Source organism: Shewanella surugensis, assembly GCF_023284005.1.
GTDB classification, from domain to species: Bacteria; Pseudomonadota; Gammaproteobacteria; order Enterobacterales; family Shewanellaceae; genus Shewanella; species Shewanella surugensis.
On record NZ_JAKIKS010000017.1, the window covers coordinates 26,301 to 45,162 of the forward strand.

Here is an 18,862-nt window from a genome sequence, read left to right on the forward strand (position 1 = left end):
AATATTTTATTTTACCTTTTTTTAACAGTTAAAGTCTGTGACAATCCCGCTTACGCCCAACACAGAATGGGTGATTTAATGATAAAACTGGGGTTGAAATCAAATGTATAATACAAAAACAACTATAATTTCGGCGGCAATTGCTGCCATGTTACCGACTATGGCGCAGGCTGATGTGATCATCAGTGAGTATGTCGAAGGTAGCAGTAATAATAAAGCCATAGAGCTTTATAATAGTGGTGATAGCGCGGTTGATTTATCAACGTATAGCTTAGTCCGTTATAAAGATGGTGATACAGAGGCATCTGATTCGGTAACACTTGAAGGTGAGATTGCAGCGGGTGCAGTAAAAGTGATTCACCATTCGAGTGCTGTTCTAGGTTTGGATGAGTCTGTCGATGCAATGACGGGTAGCTTAGTGTTTAATGGCGGCGACGCCGTTGGATTACTCAATGGTGATGTCGTTGTCGATGTGGTTGGTGATGTGCCGACTGAAAGTGGTTGGGGCCAAGATACCACGTTTGCACGTAATACCGATGCTTTAACAGCAAGTGCGGCCTTTGTTGCGAGTCAGTGGACAGCATTAGATAAAGATACCTTTTCAGGCTTAGGGACTGTCAGCAACGAGGGCGACACACCGGATCCTATCGAAGTTGAACCTTTTGTTTGTGCAGATCATACATTGACACCGATTTATACGGTACAAGGTACAGGTACGACTAGCCCTTTGATCGACGAAGACACTTTTGAGTCAGCTTCTGAAGTGACTGTTAAGGGGATTGTTACCGCGCGTGGCGAGAGTTTATTCAAAGGTTTTTATCTGCAAGATGTCGAAGGAGATGGCGTTGCTGAGACCTCTGACGGTATTTTTGTTTACCTAGGTGAAGAAGCACCTGCATCTATTCAACCAGGCGTTGAAGTGTGCGTGCAAGGATTAGTGAAAGAGTATTATGACCTAACGCAAATTGATATCAAAGATGAGCAAAAAATGGAAGTGGGCGCCCAAGGTGAGACACTGACTGCGACCAGCTTTTATGTTAATGAGGGCGATAGCTTACAAGCGGCGCTTGAACGTTTCGAAGGCATGAAAATTAAGCTTGAAGCCACGAATGAGTTATTGGTGAGCCGTAGCTTTAGCTATGATTATGATGCGAGTCGTAACAATATGATGTTGTCACACAAATCGCCTTTAATGAAACCGACTCAAGTTTATGCACCGCTATCTGAAGAAGCCATCGCTTTAGCGGAAGCAAACCGTTTGAATCAACTTTTCATTGAGTCAGATTATAAGGCTGGTTCAGGCGTAGTACCTTACTTTAACGAGTTTAATGCCGAAACGGGTTATATTCGTATCGGTGACACAATCGCTGATTTAGAGGGGATGGTGAGTTACAGTTACGGCCAATACCGCTTGGTCGTCACCAATACACTGGAAGAAACGAATTTCATTCATAATAACGACAGGCTTGATACGCCTGAGGCTGCCTCATTAGGTGATATTCGTGTCGCAAGCTTTAATGTATTGAATTACTTCACTCATGCTATCGAAGGCGATGCTAACCCAAGTGGTAGTAATCGTGGCGCCGAGAGCGAAGCTGATATGGTGCTACAACGCACTAAAATCGTCAACGCGATTATTGCTATGAATGCCGATATTGTCGGATTAATGGAAATTGAAAATAACGGCTATGGTGAAAAAAGTGCCATTCAAAACTTATTAACCGCGCTTAACAGTGGGCTTGAAAAAGAGCAGGCTTATCAGTTTATTGAAATTACTGATGCGGATAAGTATGACGGTCAATATTTAGGCTCTGATGCTATTGCTGTGGGTCTTTTATACCGCCCAAGCACCGTTACGCCAGTGGGTGATGCTTTTGTGATTGAGACCCCGGAGCAGCATGCACCTGACACTATCATTGCACGTATTAAAGATGGGCAAGCAGAAGCTAACCCTGCTTATGATAAATATCAGCGTCACAGTCTTGCTCAAACCTTCAGCATTAATGATGAAAGTTTAACCGTTGTGGTGAATCATCTTAAATCTAAGGGGTCAGCTTGTTTAGAAGATTGGATCGAAGGTGTTGAAAGTAGCGATCCTGCCGATCTACAAGGTCGTTGTAATGAGTTTCGTGTATCGGCAGCGACTGTTCTCGGTGATGCGTTAAGTACAGTGGAAGGCGATATTCTTGTTATCGGTGATATGAATGCCTATGGGTTGGAAGATCCTATTCGAGTGCTAACCGATTATGACGCCGAAACGTCTGATAGCGCTATATATACCGCATCTCATACGACATTAGCTGGGGAAGTTTTCGACACTGAAGCTCGTGAGATTAAACAAGGTTATGGCTTTATTAACCTTAATACTGAAGCTCATGGCGCAGCGACTTATTCTTATAACTATAGCGGTGAGCTAGGAAATCTTGATCATGCGTTAGGGAATACGAGTGTTGCTGAGCGTGTGGTGGCGATTGAAGATTGGCATATTAACTCGGTCGAGTCGAATATGTTTGAGTATTCAAGCAAATATACTGGCGATCTTGTTAAGTCTGATAATGCGTTCTCAGCATCCGATCATGATCCTGTGATCATCGCGCTTGATTACACAGAAGAAGAGCCTGAGGTTGAGCCAGAAATTGATACTGGCAGTAAGAGCAGCAGTGACGGTGGCTCACTGGGCTTCTTAGGCTTAGGGCTATTATCATTATTGGGATTGTCACGTCGCAAACGTTAATCAAAGGAGCCATTAGCTCTCATTGATTATGGATGTGAAATGAAATTGACATTGGGAGCCTTTGGCTCCCTTTTTTATTGTTTATGATATTTCGTCATTTTAGATTGACTGCATCAGTGCAAGATTAAACTTAACTTATGATCCAAGCCTGCCCTCCAATATTACCGTTCCATTGATTTAATTCACTGATTTCATTCATTGAAAGGGGCTTTATCTCTTTGGCTCTTCTGTGTTACTTTTGTTCCTTATTTGTTGTGATTTATGTTTTATTCGCTTCTGTAGTGATCGCTCTTTATCTGTATTTTAAGCGTGAATAAAGCGTCAGCATGATAACGATAAGCTTAATCGGTAAGTTTGATAAATAAGGTAGATAACATGGTTTGTAGAACAAAATTGACTATGACTTCGCTGGCGCTTGCCACGATGTTGCCAAGTATGGCACACGCAGACATGAACAGTCGTAACCCTTTAAATGAAGTGTTAACCAATACTATCGCGATAGAGATAGAGACAATAGACTGCAGTAATTCTGTTCTCACCCCCATATATGATGTGCAGGGAACGGAGAGCACTAGCCCTTTAGCGACGATTGAAGAAGGGGTAGATACGGGGGTTTTTTACTCTGAACATGCCATTAATGTAAAAGGCGTTGTCACCGCTCGAGGTGAGGAATTACTTAAAGGGTTTTACTTAAAAGAAGTGGGGGGGGAGAACTCGCCTTTTAGCTCTGACGGTATTTTTGTGGCGTTAAGTGATATCGCGCCAGAGGCTATTCAGCCTGGCGTTGAAGTGTGTGTTCAAGGTAAAGTAAAAGAGGACAATGGCCTCACACAAATTGATTTGAGCATAGAGCCTAAAATTGAAATAGGTGGTGCAATTGCGATTCCTGAGCCAGTGTTATTGTTTGTCAGTGATGGTGAGAGCTTAACCATCGCACTTGAACGCGTAGAAGGTATGAAAATTAAGCTTGATATTAATAGTGATATGCATGTTTCGCGTAATTTTGGCTATGATGGCAGTGTGGGCCGTAATAATTTGATGCTATCTCATAAAGGGTCGCTTATTAAGGCGACGCAGGTCTCTCCTGCTTTATCAAATGCTGCGATTGCAATAGAAACTGCTAATAAGGCTAACCGTTTAATACTTGAGTCAGATATCAAAGCGCCTGATGGCGTTATTCCTTACTTTAATGATTTTAATGCCCAAACGGCTTATATTCGGGTGGGTGATCGCTTAACGTCATTAGAAGGTATGGTCAGTTTTAGTGATGGTGAATATCGTTTAATCGCAACCAATACAGTAACGGCAGCCGACTTTACCCACGCACATGATAGAGAGGCGGCACCTGAAATTGCAGAACATGCTGATTTAAGAGTCGCGAGCTTTAATGTATTGAATTTTTTTACTTCTGGTTTTGGTGGCCATGAAAATGTCACTCAAGGTGACGATATTCGAGGCGCGAAAACAGCAGCCGATCTTGAACTTCAACGCACAAAAATTGTTAATGCGCTGGTTGAGATGAATGCCGACATTATTGGCTTGATGGAAATTGAAAATAATGGATTTGGTGATAACAGTGCTATTCAAGATTTATTAAATGCGCTCAATAAAGAGTTAGCCAAAGAATTAGCTTACCAATTTATTGAGGTTGCGCCGAGTGATAAATATCAAGGTGCTTATTTGGGCACAGACTCTATCATGGTCGGGCTATTGTATCGCCTAGAAACAGTCTCACCTGTTAATGATGCTTTTGTGATTGCGATGCCGGAGCAGCATGTTATTGCAGAAGTGGCCGATCGTGGGGTAGCTGCAAACGCTGATAATGGAACCGAAGCTGAACCTGATTTAAACCCTGCGTTTGATCAATCTCAGCGCTATAGTTTAGGGCAAACTTTTAGTATTAATGAAGACAGTTTAACAGTCGTGGTGAATCATTTTAAATCAAAAGGATCTGCTTGTTTCGAGGACTGGGTGGATAGTAGTGAATTTAGTGATCCGAGTGATTTACAGGGACACTGTAATGAATTTAGGGTATCCGCGGCTAAGATATTAGCCGAGTCAGTGAAAAGTATTGAGGGTGACTTACTGATTATTGGCGATTTAAACAGTTATGGTATGGAAGATCCTATTAGAGTATTAACCGATTATGACGCTTCAGAGTTAGACTTTGGTGCTGCAGATACATCGGTTTGTCCTCTTAAAGCGGCAAATTCAACAACTGATCCGGCTCCAACAGCACAGCCTATTTGCACGGCATCATGGACAACCCTTGAGGGGAATGTGTATGAACGTGAGGGCAGTAAAATAGATAAAGGCTATGGTTTGATTAATCTTAATCGTCAGGAAAATGGCTTAACGACGTATTCATATAACTATAATGGTGAAAATGGGAGTTTAGATTATGCTATTGGTAATGAGAGCTTAGCTGATAAAGTTGTGAGTGTTATTGACTGGCATATAAATTCTACTGAGTCGAACTTATTTGAGTATTCCAGTCAATACACGGGGACGCTGAAAAAAGAGGAGAATGTGTATTCTTCATCGGATCATGATCCCCTTTTGATAGATCTTTATTATCCAGATGCAGGCACTATTGAGACGCCAGAAATAACTCCTAAGGCTGAAGAGGATGATGGTGGCAGTTTACAGTTTATGGGTATTGCCTTATTGGCATTATTTTCTGGTCTAAGACGCCGAGCATCAAGGTTGTAGTCGACTAGATTGGTTGCGATAAAAATGAGAGAAGGCATATGCCTTCTTTTTTTTTATTTAGTTAATTATTTAGCATGAGATGTTATAGCGTTTTGAAAACAATATGAGCCCTTGTTGAGTAAATTGAATCGCTCTTGAGTCTAAGTCTCTAGTGGCCCATTTTTTACCGAGTAGATCGGTTAACATCCATTTACCCAGTTGACCCGCCATATGACTGCGTCTTTCGCTCCAGTCTAAACAGGCTTTACATTGAGGCTGTTTGCTTGTGTTTGATGTAAAGATAGTATTATCGATAGTGTTAAAGAAAAGCTGTCCCTTATTCGTTAATAGGGTGTCGTTATCTCTTTCAATAATGTAGTGATTGCACATTAAGCTGTCATATAAGGCAACGCCAAATGTGCCTGCAAGATGATCGTAGCAAACTCGTGCTTGCCTTAATCGTGGATTGTTCGGCCCTGTTGCGGCTTTAGGGTGTGACAATGTAGCACTGACATTGAGGAGCTGTTCGAGTAAGGCGGCAACTTTTTGATCAGCTAGTTGAAAGTATTTATGTCGGCCTTGTTTTCTAACGTGAAGTAACTCTCCTTCAAGGAGTTGATTTAAATGGCTACTGGCTGTCGAAGCTGCGATATCGGCCTCAATGGCCAGCTCCATAGCAGTCAGGGCTTTACCTGACAGTAATGCCGTCAACTCTTTGCACGGGCAGAGTCACCTATGAGTGCAGCAATATAGGCTATATTGGGGGTCATTCACTTTCCTCATTCTTATCAGCTATCAATCAATAGTGCTATTTCATTCTGTGTTTGTTTTTTTAGTTCGATGGGGACCGAAGCATAGTGATTTAGTCGGGGTTACACTCATTGTCTCTTAATGAAAATAATAAATTGAATATAAAAGGAAATGAGAACGATGACAATCACCTGTTTTATAGAGTATAAAATTGTTCCTGCTAAACTCAGACTTTTTCAACAGTATGCTGAAAACTGGGGGGAAATAATTCCCGAATGTGGAGGAGATTTAGTGGGGTATTTTTTACCTCATGAAGGCACGAATAATGTGGCATTTGGTTTGATTAGCTTTGTAAACTTGGCAGCATATGAACAGTATCGAAAATGCCTTAAACAAGATGAACAAGGTAAAAACAACTTCATGTTTGCTCAGCGAGAACAATTTATTTTAGAAGAAAAGCGTACATTCTTAGCCGCGGTTCCCGAAACATACCAGCACAGGATAGGGGGAAAAAGATGATAGCAGTGATTTTTGAAGTGATCCCTAAGACCTCAGGAAAAGAAGAATATTTTTGCATTGCAGCAGAGTTGAAAAGTCATTTAATGACAATAGAAGGGTTTATCTCTATTGAACGGTTTCAAAGTCTCATTGAACCGACAAAATTCTTATCATTATCTTTTTGGCAAGATGAAGCTTCAGTGAAGCAGTGGCGACAGTATTTTTTGCATAAAGAAGCGCAAGATCGGGGTAAAAAAGAATTATTTCAGCATTACCGGATCCGAGTTGCTCAAGTGAGTCGTGATTACAGTATTCGTGATCGCCAACAAGCACTTATTAATGCGGGTTAATTTCCCATGTTGATATTTTGTGTTAATAGAAACACTTATTAATGATTTCTATTATTATTTAAAATTCAAAAGGTAAGTAGATCTTAATCGAACCAATCGTGTTAACTTAGTGTGTGTTTACATTTGTTTCTATGTTGTTAAACGGTGTTGTTTGTTTCTTACTATTTATAGGGTTACTTAATTCTAATCGTATATAACGATCAATCCAATCTAAATCAATCGTTATATAGACTAGTTATCTTCTACTAGTATTAGTTTATCGGTAAATAACGTATATCTAGCGATCAAAATGAAGAGAGTTGTCTTAAGGGTGAGTTTTCACTGTCATGATTGCATGAGACGCCTGATAAATAATGAGGATTAAGGTAATGAATTTGAATGACCAAGATGAGTACTTAACAGCGCAAAATGGGGCTCCAATTGCTGATGATCAAAATTCATTATCAGCCGGAGAGCGTGGTCCTCTATTACTTCAAGATTGGCATCTAATTGAAAAATTAGCACATTTTAATCGTGAACGTATACCTGAGCGTGTTGTGCATGCTAAAGGAACGGGTGTATACGGCGTATTTACGTTAACACGAGATTTAAGTCAATATACCATCGCAGAGCATTTTAATGGTGTGGGTAAAAAAACAGAGTCTTTCGTGCGCTTTTCTACCGTGGGAGGCGAAATGGGCTCTGCTGATGCAGAGCGGGATCCACGAGGGTTCGCATTGCGCTTTTATACTCAAACCGGTAATCACGATATTGTGGGTAATAATACCCCAACCTTTTTTCTACGAGATGGAATAAAGTTTCCCGATTTCATTCATACTCAGAAACGTAACCCAGAAACCAATCTAAAAGACCCTCATGCTATGTGGGATTTTTGGGCACTTAATCCTGAAGCCTTACACCAAGTGACTATTTTAATGTCAGACCGTGGGATCCCCGCTAATTACAGGCAAATGCATGGATTTGGCTCACACACTTTTTCATTTTGGAATGCTTCGGGTGAACGCTTTTGGGTGAAATTCCATTTTAAGAGTTTACAAGGAGTGGTTAACTTAACCGCTGAGCAAGCCGATGTTTTAAAAGGTATCGATCCTGACTCTTCTCAACGGGATATGGTTGCTGCGATCGGTGATGGCCAGTTCCCTCGTTGGGCAATTAAAATTCAAGTAATGCCAGAAGCGGATGCCAATACCTATCATATTAACCCGTTCGATTTAACCAAAGTTTGGCCTCATAAAGATTATCCGCTGATTGAGATTGGTGAATTAGAGCTTAATCGCATGCCTGATAATTATTTTGCTGAAGTGGAGCAAGTTGCACTTGCACCGAGTAATTTAGTGCCGGGAGTGGGAGCTTCACCAGATAAAATGCTCCAAGCGCGTCTGTTTGCTTATGCTGATGCTCAGCGTTATCGTATTGGGGCGAATTATAATCAGTTACCGGTTAACTGTCCTCATGCGACCAAAGCGGATCATCATCAGCGAGCTGGCGCAATGGCGGGAACGCAATGCCCTTATAATGGGAGTCAAACTGGCGGGGATAATCGTCCAAATTATGGACCCAACTCTTTAGAAGGATTGAAAGATGCCACACAATTTGCAGAGCCACCATTGAGATTAGATGGAGAGGCGGATCGTTATAGTCGCTATGATCAAGATGATTTCATTCAAGCGGGTAATCTTTATCGTTTGTTTTCAGATGATGAAAAAACGCGTCTAGTGAATAACATCACTGGCACGTTATCACAGGTATCACTTGTCACTCAGCAAAAGATGGTTGCGCATTTTGAAAAAGCGGATAGTGATTATGGCGCTCGAATAAAGCATATATTGGGGTTATAACCTGCCATATTGATTAACCTGGAAGGGAAGCTAAGGCTTCCCTTTTTTATTTCATTCTTAATGACTATGGATATTAAGAAATTAAGCTCGTAGTAGCGTGATTCTTCCTTAGAGAGTTGTGGATGGCTGAGAGATTAAGGCCATAGCAGTGTGGCGATCCCTTGGATCACAAATAACACTGCACATATGCGATGGATCCAGAGCATAGGCAGTTTATCGGCACTGAATTGAGCTAAGAAAATCACCGGGACATTCGCGATCATCATGCCTAATGTACTGCCAGCAACCACTAAGGTTAAATCATTATATTTAGCCGCGAGCACCATCGTCGCTATTTGTGTTTTATCGCCTATTTCTGCAAGAAAGAATAAACTAAATGTGGCCAGAAAAGGACCTAATACGTAAAATCGACTTTCTTTAGCATCAACTTTGTCGGGGATAAGGATCCACAAAGCGAGTGAGAATAAGGCGCCTGCAACCCAGTAGCGTACTGTTATGGGAGTGACATAACTCATCAGCCATTCACCTAACCAAGCGGCGGCAAAATGATTCAGTAAGGTGGCGAGTAACATTCCTAAAATAATGGCGGTTTTATTTTTGAAGCGAGCGGCGAGTATGAGTGCCAGTAATTGGGTTTTATCACCAATCTCGGCGATAGCGACACTGATGGTTGAGGTGATTAAAGCTTCCAAGGTATTGATCCTTTAGGGGTGGCAAAAACATCTGGGTACAGCAAACCTCCACCCCAAAGTGCGGTTACTGTACTCAGGTCTTGCTGGAAAGTCTTAGGATTGGAACATCCCTGAATAAGACTTGCTGTCAGCACCATGGCGTTTGGCCAAGTATGTTGATGCTGACCCGATTTTATGGCGTAAAACATAAAATCGTTAGCTACTCCCCTGAAGTAGGCCGATCAGTATAAGGGCAAATAAGTAAAGTGCAATCCTGAGTGAAAAATATAAGCCTAAAACAAGGTAATATTGCCTATGAATGCAGACTTAAGGTTGTTTAAGTGGTGTGTTTATGTATTTGTTTTGTGATCTTATTGTTTTTTGTTAATCCTTATTTGTTTTGCTGCGGTTTGAAGTGGTAGCTTACTGTTGACGTCAACGTCTTACTTTATCGTAAGGGATCATGTTAAATTACATTGTCTTTGCGTTTTCTTTTTGGGTCGCGCTATCTTGATGTCATTACTATAAAATATAATAAACAGGACGAACTTGTGAATTTAAAAATATTAGGTTCAATCACGATAGTGGCGGGCACCGCTATCGGTGCGGGGATGTTGGCATTACCGTTAGCGACTGCTGCACTGGGGATGATCCCAGCAGTGTTATTATTAGTCGTTATTTGGGGGATATCGATTTATACCTCATTACTGATGTTAGAAGTGAACTTACGTTCAGGTGTTGGGGATAATGTGCATGCGATTACGGGAAAATTATTAGGAAAAAAAGGGCAGTTCATTCAAGGTTTATCATTTTTAAGTTTACTCTTTGCTTTGACCGCGGCGTATTTGACTGGCGGCTCATCCTTACTGGTATTAAAAGCGCGTACGATGTTTGATGTGGTATTGGATAATCAATTGGCAGTGATTATTTTTACGGTGAGTTTAGGGTTATTTGCTGCGCTCGGCGTTGCTTGGGTCGATAAGGTCTCTCGGTTTCTTTTTTCGTTAATGGTTATTTTATTAGTGGTGATGGTCGGTGTCTTGCTGCCTGAGGTCAGTCCATCTCAAATGGCGATGGAAGTCATCACACTCGATCCTCGTTCTTCACTTTGGATGGCAGCGATCCCCGTTGTTTTTACGTCTTTTGGTTTTCATGTCTGTATTGCGACTTTAGTCCGCTATTTGGATGGCGATGCTGTTGCTTTACGTAAAGTGTTGCTGATTGGCTCGAGCCTCCCTTTAGTTTGTTATATTCTTTGGCTTGCAGTAACGTTAGGTACCGTGGGCGGTGAAGCCATTTATGGTTTTAGAGGCTCATTACCCGCGCTGGTGAGTGCACTTCAAGAAATGGCTAATCAAGGATGGATCAGTAAGTTTATTGCCTTGTTTGCTGATTTAGCATTGGTGACCTCTTTTCTCGGTGTGACATTAAGTTTGTATGATTTTATTGCAGAGCTAACGCGTGCTGATGATACGCTACTGTCTAAAGTTCGGACTTGGTTGATTACCTTTATTCCTCCTTTAGTCTGTGCACTCTATATTCCTGATGGCTTCGTGGCGGTACTGGGTTTTGCTGCCATTCCCTTAGTGTTTATGATTATTTTCTTACCTATTGTTATGGCCCTTAAGCAGAGAAAAGTGGCGATGGAAGGATATCAAGTCTCTGGTGGTAATGTAGCATTAACGCTAGTGGGGATTGCGGGGGTGATGATTGTTGCTGCTCAATTATGGGTCGCCTTATAAACGCACACTAAAGTGAGTGATAAAAAGGCGGCCATTGGCCGCTTTTTTATTGTTCTATCATTCAATATATTATTCCCATTGCATAGGCTATAAAGGGTTGTGCCCAAATGCCTAAAGCAATGACAGTCAATGTCGCAAAAATAATGAAGATATGATTGCTCCAATAAAGTAAGCCGTTAAGGGGAGGAATTGTGTGAGGTTTTACTTGGAGAGAGAGGGTTTCATCGGGTTGTTGATACAGGACGAGTATGAGTCTTAAATAGTAATACAATGCCACAGCACTACTGAGAATAATGATAATAGCAAAGGCATATTCAGCATTATTTAATGTGATTTGTAGCACTAAAAATTTTGAAAAGAAGCCACTTAAGGGAGGGATCCCCGCTAAAGATAAGATAACAAAGGTCATGCAAATGCCAATAATGGGCTGACGGCGGCCGATCCCCCTGAGTCCTTCAAGGGTGATGGTTTGCTGATCACTTTCTAAACTGTTCAATATGCTCATAGCTGCAAACGTCATTAAGGTATAACTTACGCCATAATAAATGATGACAGTGAAGCTGGTGGGTTGATAAAGGGCTAATGGAATGAGCATAATGCCTAAATGACTGACCGATGAATAGGCGAGTAATCGCTTAATGTTGGTTTGTTTGAGTGCTAATAAGGCCCCTGCTATCATACTAATAATGGCAATCGTTGCGATAACGGGTTCAATATATTGCCAGAGTGCCTCACCCAGCCAATGGGGCAAAAGCAAAGCCCAAGCTAAAATGGCGAGTTTGGCTATGGTGCCGATAAAGCTCACGATAGGCAGAGGCGCCCCTTCATAGAAATCCGCCAGCCAATTATGGAAAGGGGCGAGTGCGAGCTCAAATCCGACTCCAATGATGATAAACATTAAGCCAATGAAGGTAATAATGTTGTTGCCCGAATGGGTGCTGAGCCCTTTAGATATTTCGGAAAACAATAAGGTACCAGAGCCTAAATAGGTGAGTGCGATCCCCATGATTAAAAATGCTGAGGCAACGCCTGCGATGATCATGAGTTTGCTGGCCGCTTCTATTGCCCCGTATCGACTGGGAGACCAGATACATAAACAGAAACTGGCAATAGTCACTAACTCAATGCCTAATAAAAAGGCGATAATATTGTTGCTGGGGATAAGACTCATACCCAGTACAGCAAAGATCAGTAGACTGTAAAATATTTCATCGAGCTGGTTAAAAAGAGACGCGGCGTTAACCGACATCCACAATGTGATGAGTCCGATGACACAGAAGAAAATAATGCAAGATTGGGTAAATCGATTAATGAGTATGAAATTTTCAATGACCTGGTGACTGTCGAGTTGTTGAAAAGACAAGAGTATTGTTAGTATGAATACTAAGGCCGTGAAAAATAATGGTGTTTTATGGGAACCGGGCAGCAAACCTGTTAATAAAACCAGTAACCCGCCTAATCCTAAGGAGATATAAGGGGATAAGTATATTAAATCAGATAATTGCATGCTTATCACTCCTTGTGGGAAATACAGGTTGAGGGTATTTAAGGCGAGTTATTGGCTTCAATATGACGTGCATAGTTGAAATGTCTGTCACCGCCAATATTAAGCGCATAGCGAAGCGGATCATTAATAAAATAGTTAAGTGCATACTTAGTGGCCTCTTAATGCGTTGACGTTATATTCAATAATATGGGTCACGGCGTTATGAAGCGGCTGCAAGAAAGTATCAGGTGATATACCCAGCCATAAAATAGCGATGACGAGTAATGAAAGTAATGTCATTTCACGCCAATGTAAGTCGCTTAGGTGAGTGTGTGTTTTATTGTCTGGCTCAATGGAAGAGGTGATGATTGGGCCTAACATGGCGCGTTCATAGCAACGTAAAAAATAAGCGATACCGATGACAATGCTGATTGCAGCAAAGGCTGCCCATAATGGTGAAGTTTGATAGCTTCCAACTAAAATCAATATTTCACTGGCAAAGTTACCTAGACCAGGTAAACCAGCACTGGCAATAAAAAAGAATAATAACATCGCCCCTAATTTAGGCATGGGCTTGAATAATCCCCCCATTTCATCGAGTTCACCATCAAATCCTCTCGCGGCTAACATGGCAATAATGGCAAAAATACCCGTAATTGACAGTGCATGAGCAACCAGTTGTAGCATGGAGCCATTAATCGCTTGTAGTTGCATCGCAAAAATCGCCATGATGGCCAAATTCATATGGCTGATACTGGAATAAGCTGCGACTGAGCGGAGATTATTTTGCTGATACGCGATGAGCCCAGTATAGATAGCACCCGTTGCTGCAAGCCCCATAATAGTGTTAGATAAAGTGGTAAGGCTTAAGGGGGACACAAAGGTGCAAATGCGCAAAATACCATAAACGCCAGCATTGGCCATGGCGCCTGAGAGCAAAATGGTGACTGCCGGATGAGCTTCTTTATAGGTGTCTGGAGCCCAAAGGTGGAGAGGGAATAGGGGGACTTTTACCGCAAAACCAATGAATAGTGCCAGAAAAATCCACAAACTATTATCCGATAAGGGGGCGGCTAGTAGATGGGTAAAGGCAAAGCTATACACGCCAGTGTCACGTCCGACTTGAATGTATAAACAAATGATCCCGATTAACATGAATAAAGAGGCGGTGATGGTGTAGAGCAAGAAACGGGTAGCAGCATGATGACTCTGTTGGCTCCCCCATTGGGTTAACATAAAATATAAAGGGATCAGCATTACCTCCCAAAATACATAAAATAAAATCATATCTCGAGCAAGAAATACCCCTAATAGTCCGCTTAAGGTCATTAATAATAAGGGACCAAAAATATCCCAACGATGAATGCTTTGCCATGCAACCAATACTGACATCATTGCAATAAAGGTTGATACTAAGATCATGACAAGGCTAAATCCATCGAGTGCCAGTTGATAGGTTATTCCTAAGCTTTGTATCCAGGGGCGAGAAACGGTAACCGTTGAAATGATATCACTAAGTGAAAAGGCAATACCTAATATGAAGAAAAATGTTAGCGTACAAATGCTGAGGCTCGCTATTCTAGCAATGCCGTTTTTTTGATGAGCAAAGATTGCAATGACAATCGCAGCAATGAAGGGGGTAAATATTATAGTATTCAACATTTTAGCACTCTACTTTATGCATGTATAGGGTAAATGGTCATTAAGATATAGGCCAACAACCCAATGGCACCAAAGCAAATAAAATATAAATAACGAGTAATCAATCCCGCTTGAGAGCGGCTCAAGCTGCGATGTCCAGTGATAAGCATGCCTGTTATTGATGATTCAATGACGTGGAAAAAAACAACTTTTTCAATAAAAACGCGACACAAAGAACAAAGGTAGTAATAAGGTGTCACAATCCATTTCATGGATAACGCATCGATATACCAAGCTTGATTCAAAAATGCGACATTTCCCAGACCTTGTTGATGTTTGAGCTCTTTGGGCGTTAAGTAGCAGGCAAGGCCAATGCCGATAAGACTGGCAGCAATACCGAGCAGGTTAATGGTAACGTCAATGGCACCGTGAGGAAGATGAGGAAGGCCGAGATCGCTTGCTAACCAAGGAATGAGAAGCTCAGGTCCCCAACTCCAAGGGGTTTGAATAAACCCAATGGTTATGCTTAAAAAAGCTAAAATAGTTAAGGGTAATTTCATGCCAATACTCATGGCGTAAGGATGTATTTCACTACGAGGAGTGCCTGAAAAAATCATGAGATACATGCGCATTGAATAAAGGCCCGTCATCAACGCGCCTAGGAGTGCAAGCGCTGTTAAGTAAAAGCCGAAGTCTTGTGTATAGGTCGCAGCAATGATGGGGTCCTTACTGTAATAGCTTGCAGTTACAAAGGGTAAGGCGGCGAGTGTCAATGATCCAATTAGATAGATATAACGCAGAAAAGGCATTTTTTGGCCTAAACCGCCCATTTTTCGAATATCATGTTCTTCATTATAAGCTTTAATGATCACGCCACTGCTCATAAAGAGTAGGGCTTTGAAACAAGCGTGAACAATCAGATGAAATAAGGCAAATCCGTAAGCGCCTACGCCGACGGCGGCGAACATGTAGCCGATTTGACTAATGGTTGAATAAGCCAGTATTTTTTTTAAATCGTTTTGCGACAGTGCTGCTGATGCGGCGAAAAAAGCCGTGAGGCAACCAATAAAGGCAATAATGAGTTGTAAATCGGGTAGCTGATCAAATAAGGGGTGAAAACGTATCAGTAGGTAAACCCCTGCAGTGACCATCGTTGCAGCATGGATGAGAGCCGATACGGTACTTGGACCTGTCATGGCATCGGGTAGCCACACATGTAAGGGAAATTGAGCGGATTTAGCGATGGCGGCAATGATGAGCAAACCACCAATGAGTGTTAGGCTTATGGGGTTAATTTGCTGTGCATCAATCAGCGTGGCAATTTGGGGTAATTCAATGGAGTGAAAGTTAGCAAAAATGACCATAATGGCAATCGCTAGGGCCGTATCTCCTATGCGTGTCACCACAAAGGCTTTTCTACCACAATAGGCATAATGAGACTTTTGGTAATAGAAAGCAACAAGTGCATAGGAGCACAATCCCATGACTTCCCAGCCGAGATAAAGCAAGATGAGATCGTGGGCCATGACAAAACTTAACATACCGAAAATGAAGAGATTGAGATAAAAAAAGTAGCGTCTTTCGCCTTGTTCGTCTTTCATGAAATTGATTGAAAATAGATGGATTAAAAACCCCACACTACTGGCGACAGTCATCATTATAAGACTGATTTTATCGACGGTTAATGATAAATCGACTTTCCAATCACCAATCGACATCCAAGAAAAAAGCGCTTGATGATATAAAATGGCATTAGGGACCGTGGTGTTAGCTTGCCCTAATAATTCAACCCAAAGGCTGAGGACTAAAGTTGCAGAAATTAGCACCATTAAAGCGGCCATTCGGGCACAGATTTGCGCCGAGATTAGACTGCCAAAGAGTATAATAAAGCCTGCACCAATGAGTGGCGCTCCTGGGATTAACCAGATCAGACTATTCATATCTATGCCCTTGATAATTTATGAGATTAATCATGCAATTGTTTTAATTCATCAATGTTGCTAATTTTTAATGTTCGGTAACAGTGCATGACTATGAGTAAAGAGACGGTTAATTCGACACCTGCGATGATCATAATAAAGAGTGTTAATACTTGTCCAAACGGGTCTTGCCAATGTTGGGCACCAATGACGGCGGTCAATGCCGCGCCGTTAAACATAATTTCCATTCCCATTAAAATAAAAAGAAATTCTTTTCTGACTAGCACAACGGTTAAACCAATAAAAAACAAAAAAAGAGATAGACTGACGCAAATGGAAAGATTCATTTATTTTTACCTAGTGTCGGTTTGGATTTTGGTGGCATGAAAGGTTTAGCTAGGTACATCACGGCAATGAGGGCGACGAGTAATAAACTGGATACCACTTCTACGGCAATTTTATAATGGCCAAAAAGCGCGATACCTAATGCTTTAGGATCTAATACAGTGATGGGGATCGCTTGTGTATTAAGTTGACTCGCAAGTAGTAAATATGTGGTTTCAATTACTAAGGCGAGTAACAGTATTAAAGGTAAGGTGAGATCGGGGCGCTGTATTTGAGAGTTTGGGTTCTGAGGATTGATCATGATGAAAAAAACATAGAGGATCATGATAGCGCCAATATATAAAATAACTTGCAAAACAGCCAGTAATGGTGAACCCAGTAGATAAAAATCGATGGCGAGTGCTAACAGGGAGATAATCAGATATACGGCACCATGCATCGCTTGTTTGACAAAAATAAGTGCGATGGATGCGCCTAAAACAATACCACTACTGAGATAAAAAATAATATTCCAGATGATGATTTCCATATTCATATCCATTATGTTGTTTGTATTAATCTTGAAATATGGGTCTACATTTCTTTGACGCTGTTTGTATTAGGTCTATGGTCTTAAATTCGGATTGTCATTGATGACTGCTAAGGTAAATTAGTATAAACATCAACAGGTTTTTGTTCATCAGGGTTATCGCCTATGGCTTTACCTTTTATGGGAACACCAGCATGATGATAAAAACTGTAGTCAGGATGTTTACCCGTTCCATCGATGAGTAAATCTTCTTTGTGGTACAGTAATTTTTCTCTATTGGTGCTACAAAACTCATAATCTTGGGTGAGTTGAATGGCTAATGTCGGGCATGCTTCTTCGCACAGGCCACAGAGAATACAGCGACTAAAGTTAATATCGAATTTTGCTGGATATCGACGTTCATTTTCATCTTCAGTACCTTGTATATCGATGCAATCTACAGGGCAAACAGATGAACATAAATAGCAAGATACACATCTTTCCTGACCGTCAGGATCTTTGGTGAGCACGATCCGGCCTCGAAAACGTTCACTGCGTGCTTTTCTTTGTTCAGGGTATTGAATGGTGTCTCTAGGACGAAATGCATGTTTTAAAGTGACGATAAATCCACCAAAGATTTCTTGAATTAATTTATACATGATCCCCTCTTTTGGTCTTTATCAAGATAGGCCGTTATCAAGGTCATAACCAAAAGCTACAAATTAATGCTGTGGCAATGACATTGAGCAAGCTTAAAGGCAGCAGATATTTCCAACCAAAGTTCATCAATTGATCATAGCGGGTTCGTGGCACACTTGCCCGCATCCACACAAAAAAGAATAAAATACAGGCGACTTTTAGTAATAACCATACTGCCCCAAGCCAAGGCCAATCTTCAACAAATGGGCCATGCCAACCTCCGAGAAACAATACTGTCGTGAGTGCGCTAATTAAAATAATTCCGAGATATTCACCCAAAAAGAACATGGCAAAGGCCATACCACCATATTCGGTATTGTAGCCTGCAGCGAGTTCATTTTCGGCTTCAGGCATGTCGAATGGGAGTCGATGCGTCTCGGCGATCCCGGCTAAAAAAAAGATTACAAAACCGATGGGTTGCAAAAAAATGTAAGGAATAGTTTGTGCTTTAATGATGTCATCGATGCTAAAGGATCCCGCTAAAATGACGACTCCTAATAACGACAGCCCCATGGCCAATTCATAACTAATCAGCTGGGCAATGGTGCGTATAGAGCCGAGTTGGGAGTATTGACTGTGGGATGCCCAACCACCAAGAAAGACACCATAAATATGTAATGAGCTTAAGGCTAATATCAGCAATAAACCGATATTTAAACCTGAAGCCCATGATATTCCAGGGGCTAATGGAATAACGGTAAAACTCACTAACACAGCGAAAACGACTAGACGAGGTGCTAGCATGTAGAGCCATCTATCGGCAAAGTGGGGAGTAAAAAATTCTTTAGTCAGTAATTTTAATGCATCGGCGATGGGTTGTAATAACCCGAAAGGACCGACGCGATTAGGCCCATAACGATCTTGAAATAAGGCAAGTCCTCGTCGCTCTAAAAAGACCATATAACCGGCGGCTAAGACTAAGACGATACAGGTAATAAACATACCTATGATTGCCACAATCCAGTAAATAAAGAATTCAGTATTCATTGG

The 18,862-nt window shown here is 41.4% G+C and carries 15 protein-coding genes and 1 riboswitch; of the genes, 6 read left to right on the forward strand and 9 right to left on the reverse strand.

Translation table 11 applies throughout. The features are described from left to right. Nucleotides 1–103: 103 nt before the first annotated feature. Entirely contained in the window at nt 104–2,734 is a 2,631-nt protein-coding gene (exeM, locus tag L2764_RS06185; protein ID WP_248939359.1) for an extracellular exonuclease ExeM, read from the forward strand. A 375-nt stretch (nt 2,735–3,109) separates the two neighbouring features. Next, nucleotides 3,110–5,446 (forward strand): ExeM/NucH family extracellular endonuclease, encoded by a 2,337-nt coding sequence (locus L2764_RS06190; protein ID WP_248939360.1) that lies wholly within the window; start codon nt 3,110–3,112, stop codon nt 5,444–5,446. A gap of 69 nt (nt 5,447–5,515) precedes the next feature. On the opposite strand, the gene L2764_RS06195 is transcribed toward L2764_RS06190, so the two are convergent. Then, nucleotides 5,516–6,136, reverse strand: coding sequence for an ArsR/SmtB family transcription factor (locus tag L2764_RS06195; RefSeq protein ID WP_248939361.1), 621 nt, complete (start codon nt 6,134–6,136; stop codon nt 5,516–5,518). Nucleotides 6,137–6,355: 219 nt separating this feature from the next. On the opposite strand from L2764_RS06195, the gene L2764_RS06200 reads away from it, so the two are divergent. From L2764_RS06200 to katB, 3 genes are all read left to right on the forward strand, one after another. Next, nucleotides 6,356–6,694, forward strand: a complete 339-nt coding sequence (locus tag L2764_RS06200) for an NIPSNAP family protein (protein ID WP_248939362.1) — start codon at nt 6,356–6,358, stop codon at nt 6,692–6,694. Next, entirely contained in the window at nt 6,691–7,023 is a 333-nt protein-coding gene (locus L2764_RS06205) for an antibiotic biosynthesis monooxygenase family protein (RefSeq protein ID WP_248939363.1), read from the forward strand. The genes L2764_RS06200 and L2764_RS06205 overlap by 4 nt, the downstream gene beginning before the upstream one ends. Before the next feature lie 368 nt (nt 7,024–7,391). After that, nucleotides 7,392–8,861: a catalase KatB gene (katB, locus tag L2764_RS06210; protein ID WP_248939364.1), complete on the forward strand. Its 1,470-nt coding sequence runs from the start codon at nt 7,392–7,394 to the stop codon at nt 8,859–8,861. Between the two features lie 134 nt (nt 8,862–8,995). Here katB and L2764_RS06215 read toward each other — a convergent pair whose 3' ends face one another. Further along, complete coding sequence (locus tag L2764_RS06215) at nt 8,996–9,553, reverse strand: TMEM165/GDT1 family protein (protein ID WP_248939365.1); 558 nt, start codon at nt 9,551–9,553, stop codon at nt 8,996–8,998. Nucleotides 9,554–9,573: 20 nt separating this feature from the next. Further along, nucleotides 9,574–9,767, reverse strand: a riboswitch (yybP-ykoY riboswitch). Nucleotides 9,768–10,083: 316 nt separating this feature from the next. Between L2764_RS06215 and L2764_RS06220 the strand changes: the two genes are divergently transcribed. Then, a complete protein-coding gene (locus L2764_RS06220; RefSeq protein WP_248939366.1) occupies nt 10,084–11,274 on the forward strand; it encodes an amino acid permease in 1,191 nt (396 codons plus the stop codon). A 61-nt stretch (nt 11,275–11,335) separates the two neighbouring features. Here L2764_RS06220 and L2764_RS06225 read toward each other — a convergent pair whose 3' ends face one another. The 7 genes from L2764_RS06225 to nuoH all read right to left on the reverse strand — a co-directional run bounded on the left by L2764_RS06225 (nt 11,336) and on the right by nuoH (nt 18,859). Beyond that, nucleotides 11,336–12,781 carry an NADH-quinone oxidoreductase subunit N gene (locus tag L2764_RS06225; RefSeq protein WP_248939367.1) on the reverse strand — a complete coding sequence of 482 codons (1,446 nt, stop codon included), beginning with the start codon at nt 12,779–12,781 and terminating at the stop codon, nt 11,336–11,338. Nucleotides 12,782–12,928: 147 nt separating this feature from the next. Next, nucleotides 12,929–14,422, reverse strand: coding sequence for a complex I subunit 4 family protein (locus tag L2764_RS06230; RefSeq protein WP_248939368.1), 1,494 nt, complete (start codon nt 14,420–14,422; stop codon nt 12,929–12,931). A 14-nt stretch (nt 14,423–14,436) separates the two neighbouring features. Next, the gene (nuoL, locus tag L2764_RS06235) at nt 14,437–16,341 is read right to left on the reverse strand and encodes an NADH-quinone oxidoreductase subunit L (RefSeq protein WP_248939369.1); all 1,905 of its coding nucleotides are present in this window, start codon (nt 16,339–16,341) and stop codon (nt 14,437–14,439) included. A 26-nt stretch (nt 16,342–16,367) separates the two neighbouring features. Continuing rightward, nucleotides 16,368–16,667 carry an NADH-quinone oxidoreductase subunit NuoK gene (nuoK, locus tag L2764_RS06240; protein WP_248939370.1) on the reverse strand — a complete coding sequence of 100 codons (300 nt, stop codon included), beginning with the start codon at nt 16,665–16,667 and terminating at the stop codon, nt 16,368–16,370. Then, complete coding sequence (locus L2764_RS06245) at nt 16,664–17,194, reverse strand: NADH-quinone oxidoreductase subunit J family protein (RefSeq protein ID WP_248939371.1); 531 nt, start codon at nt 17,192–17,194, stop codon at nt 16,664–16,666. Before L2764_RS06245 ends, nuoK begins: the two co-directional genes overlap by 4 nt. Before the next feature lie 110 nt (nt 17,195–17,304). After that, on the reverse strand, nt 17,305–17,832 hold the full coding sequence (gene nuoI / locus L2764_RS06250) for an NADH-quinone oxidoreductase subunit NuoI (RefSeq protein WP_248939372.1): 528 nt from the start codon (nt 17,830–17,832) through the stop codon (nt 17,305–17,307). A gap of 43 nt (nt 17,833–17,875) precedes the next feature. Continuing rightward, nucleotides 17,876–18,859 (reverse strand): NADH-quinone oxidoreductase subunit NuoH, encoded by a 984-nt coding sequence (gene nuoH / locus L2764_RS06255; RefSeq protein ID WP_248939373.1) that lies wholly within the window; start codon nt 18,857–18,859, stop codon nt 17,876–17,878. Nucleotides 18,860–18,862: the final 3 nt, after the last annotated feature.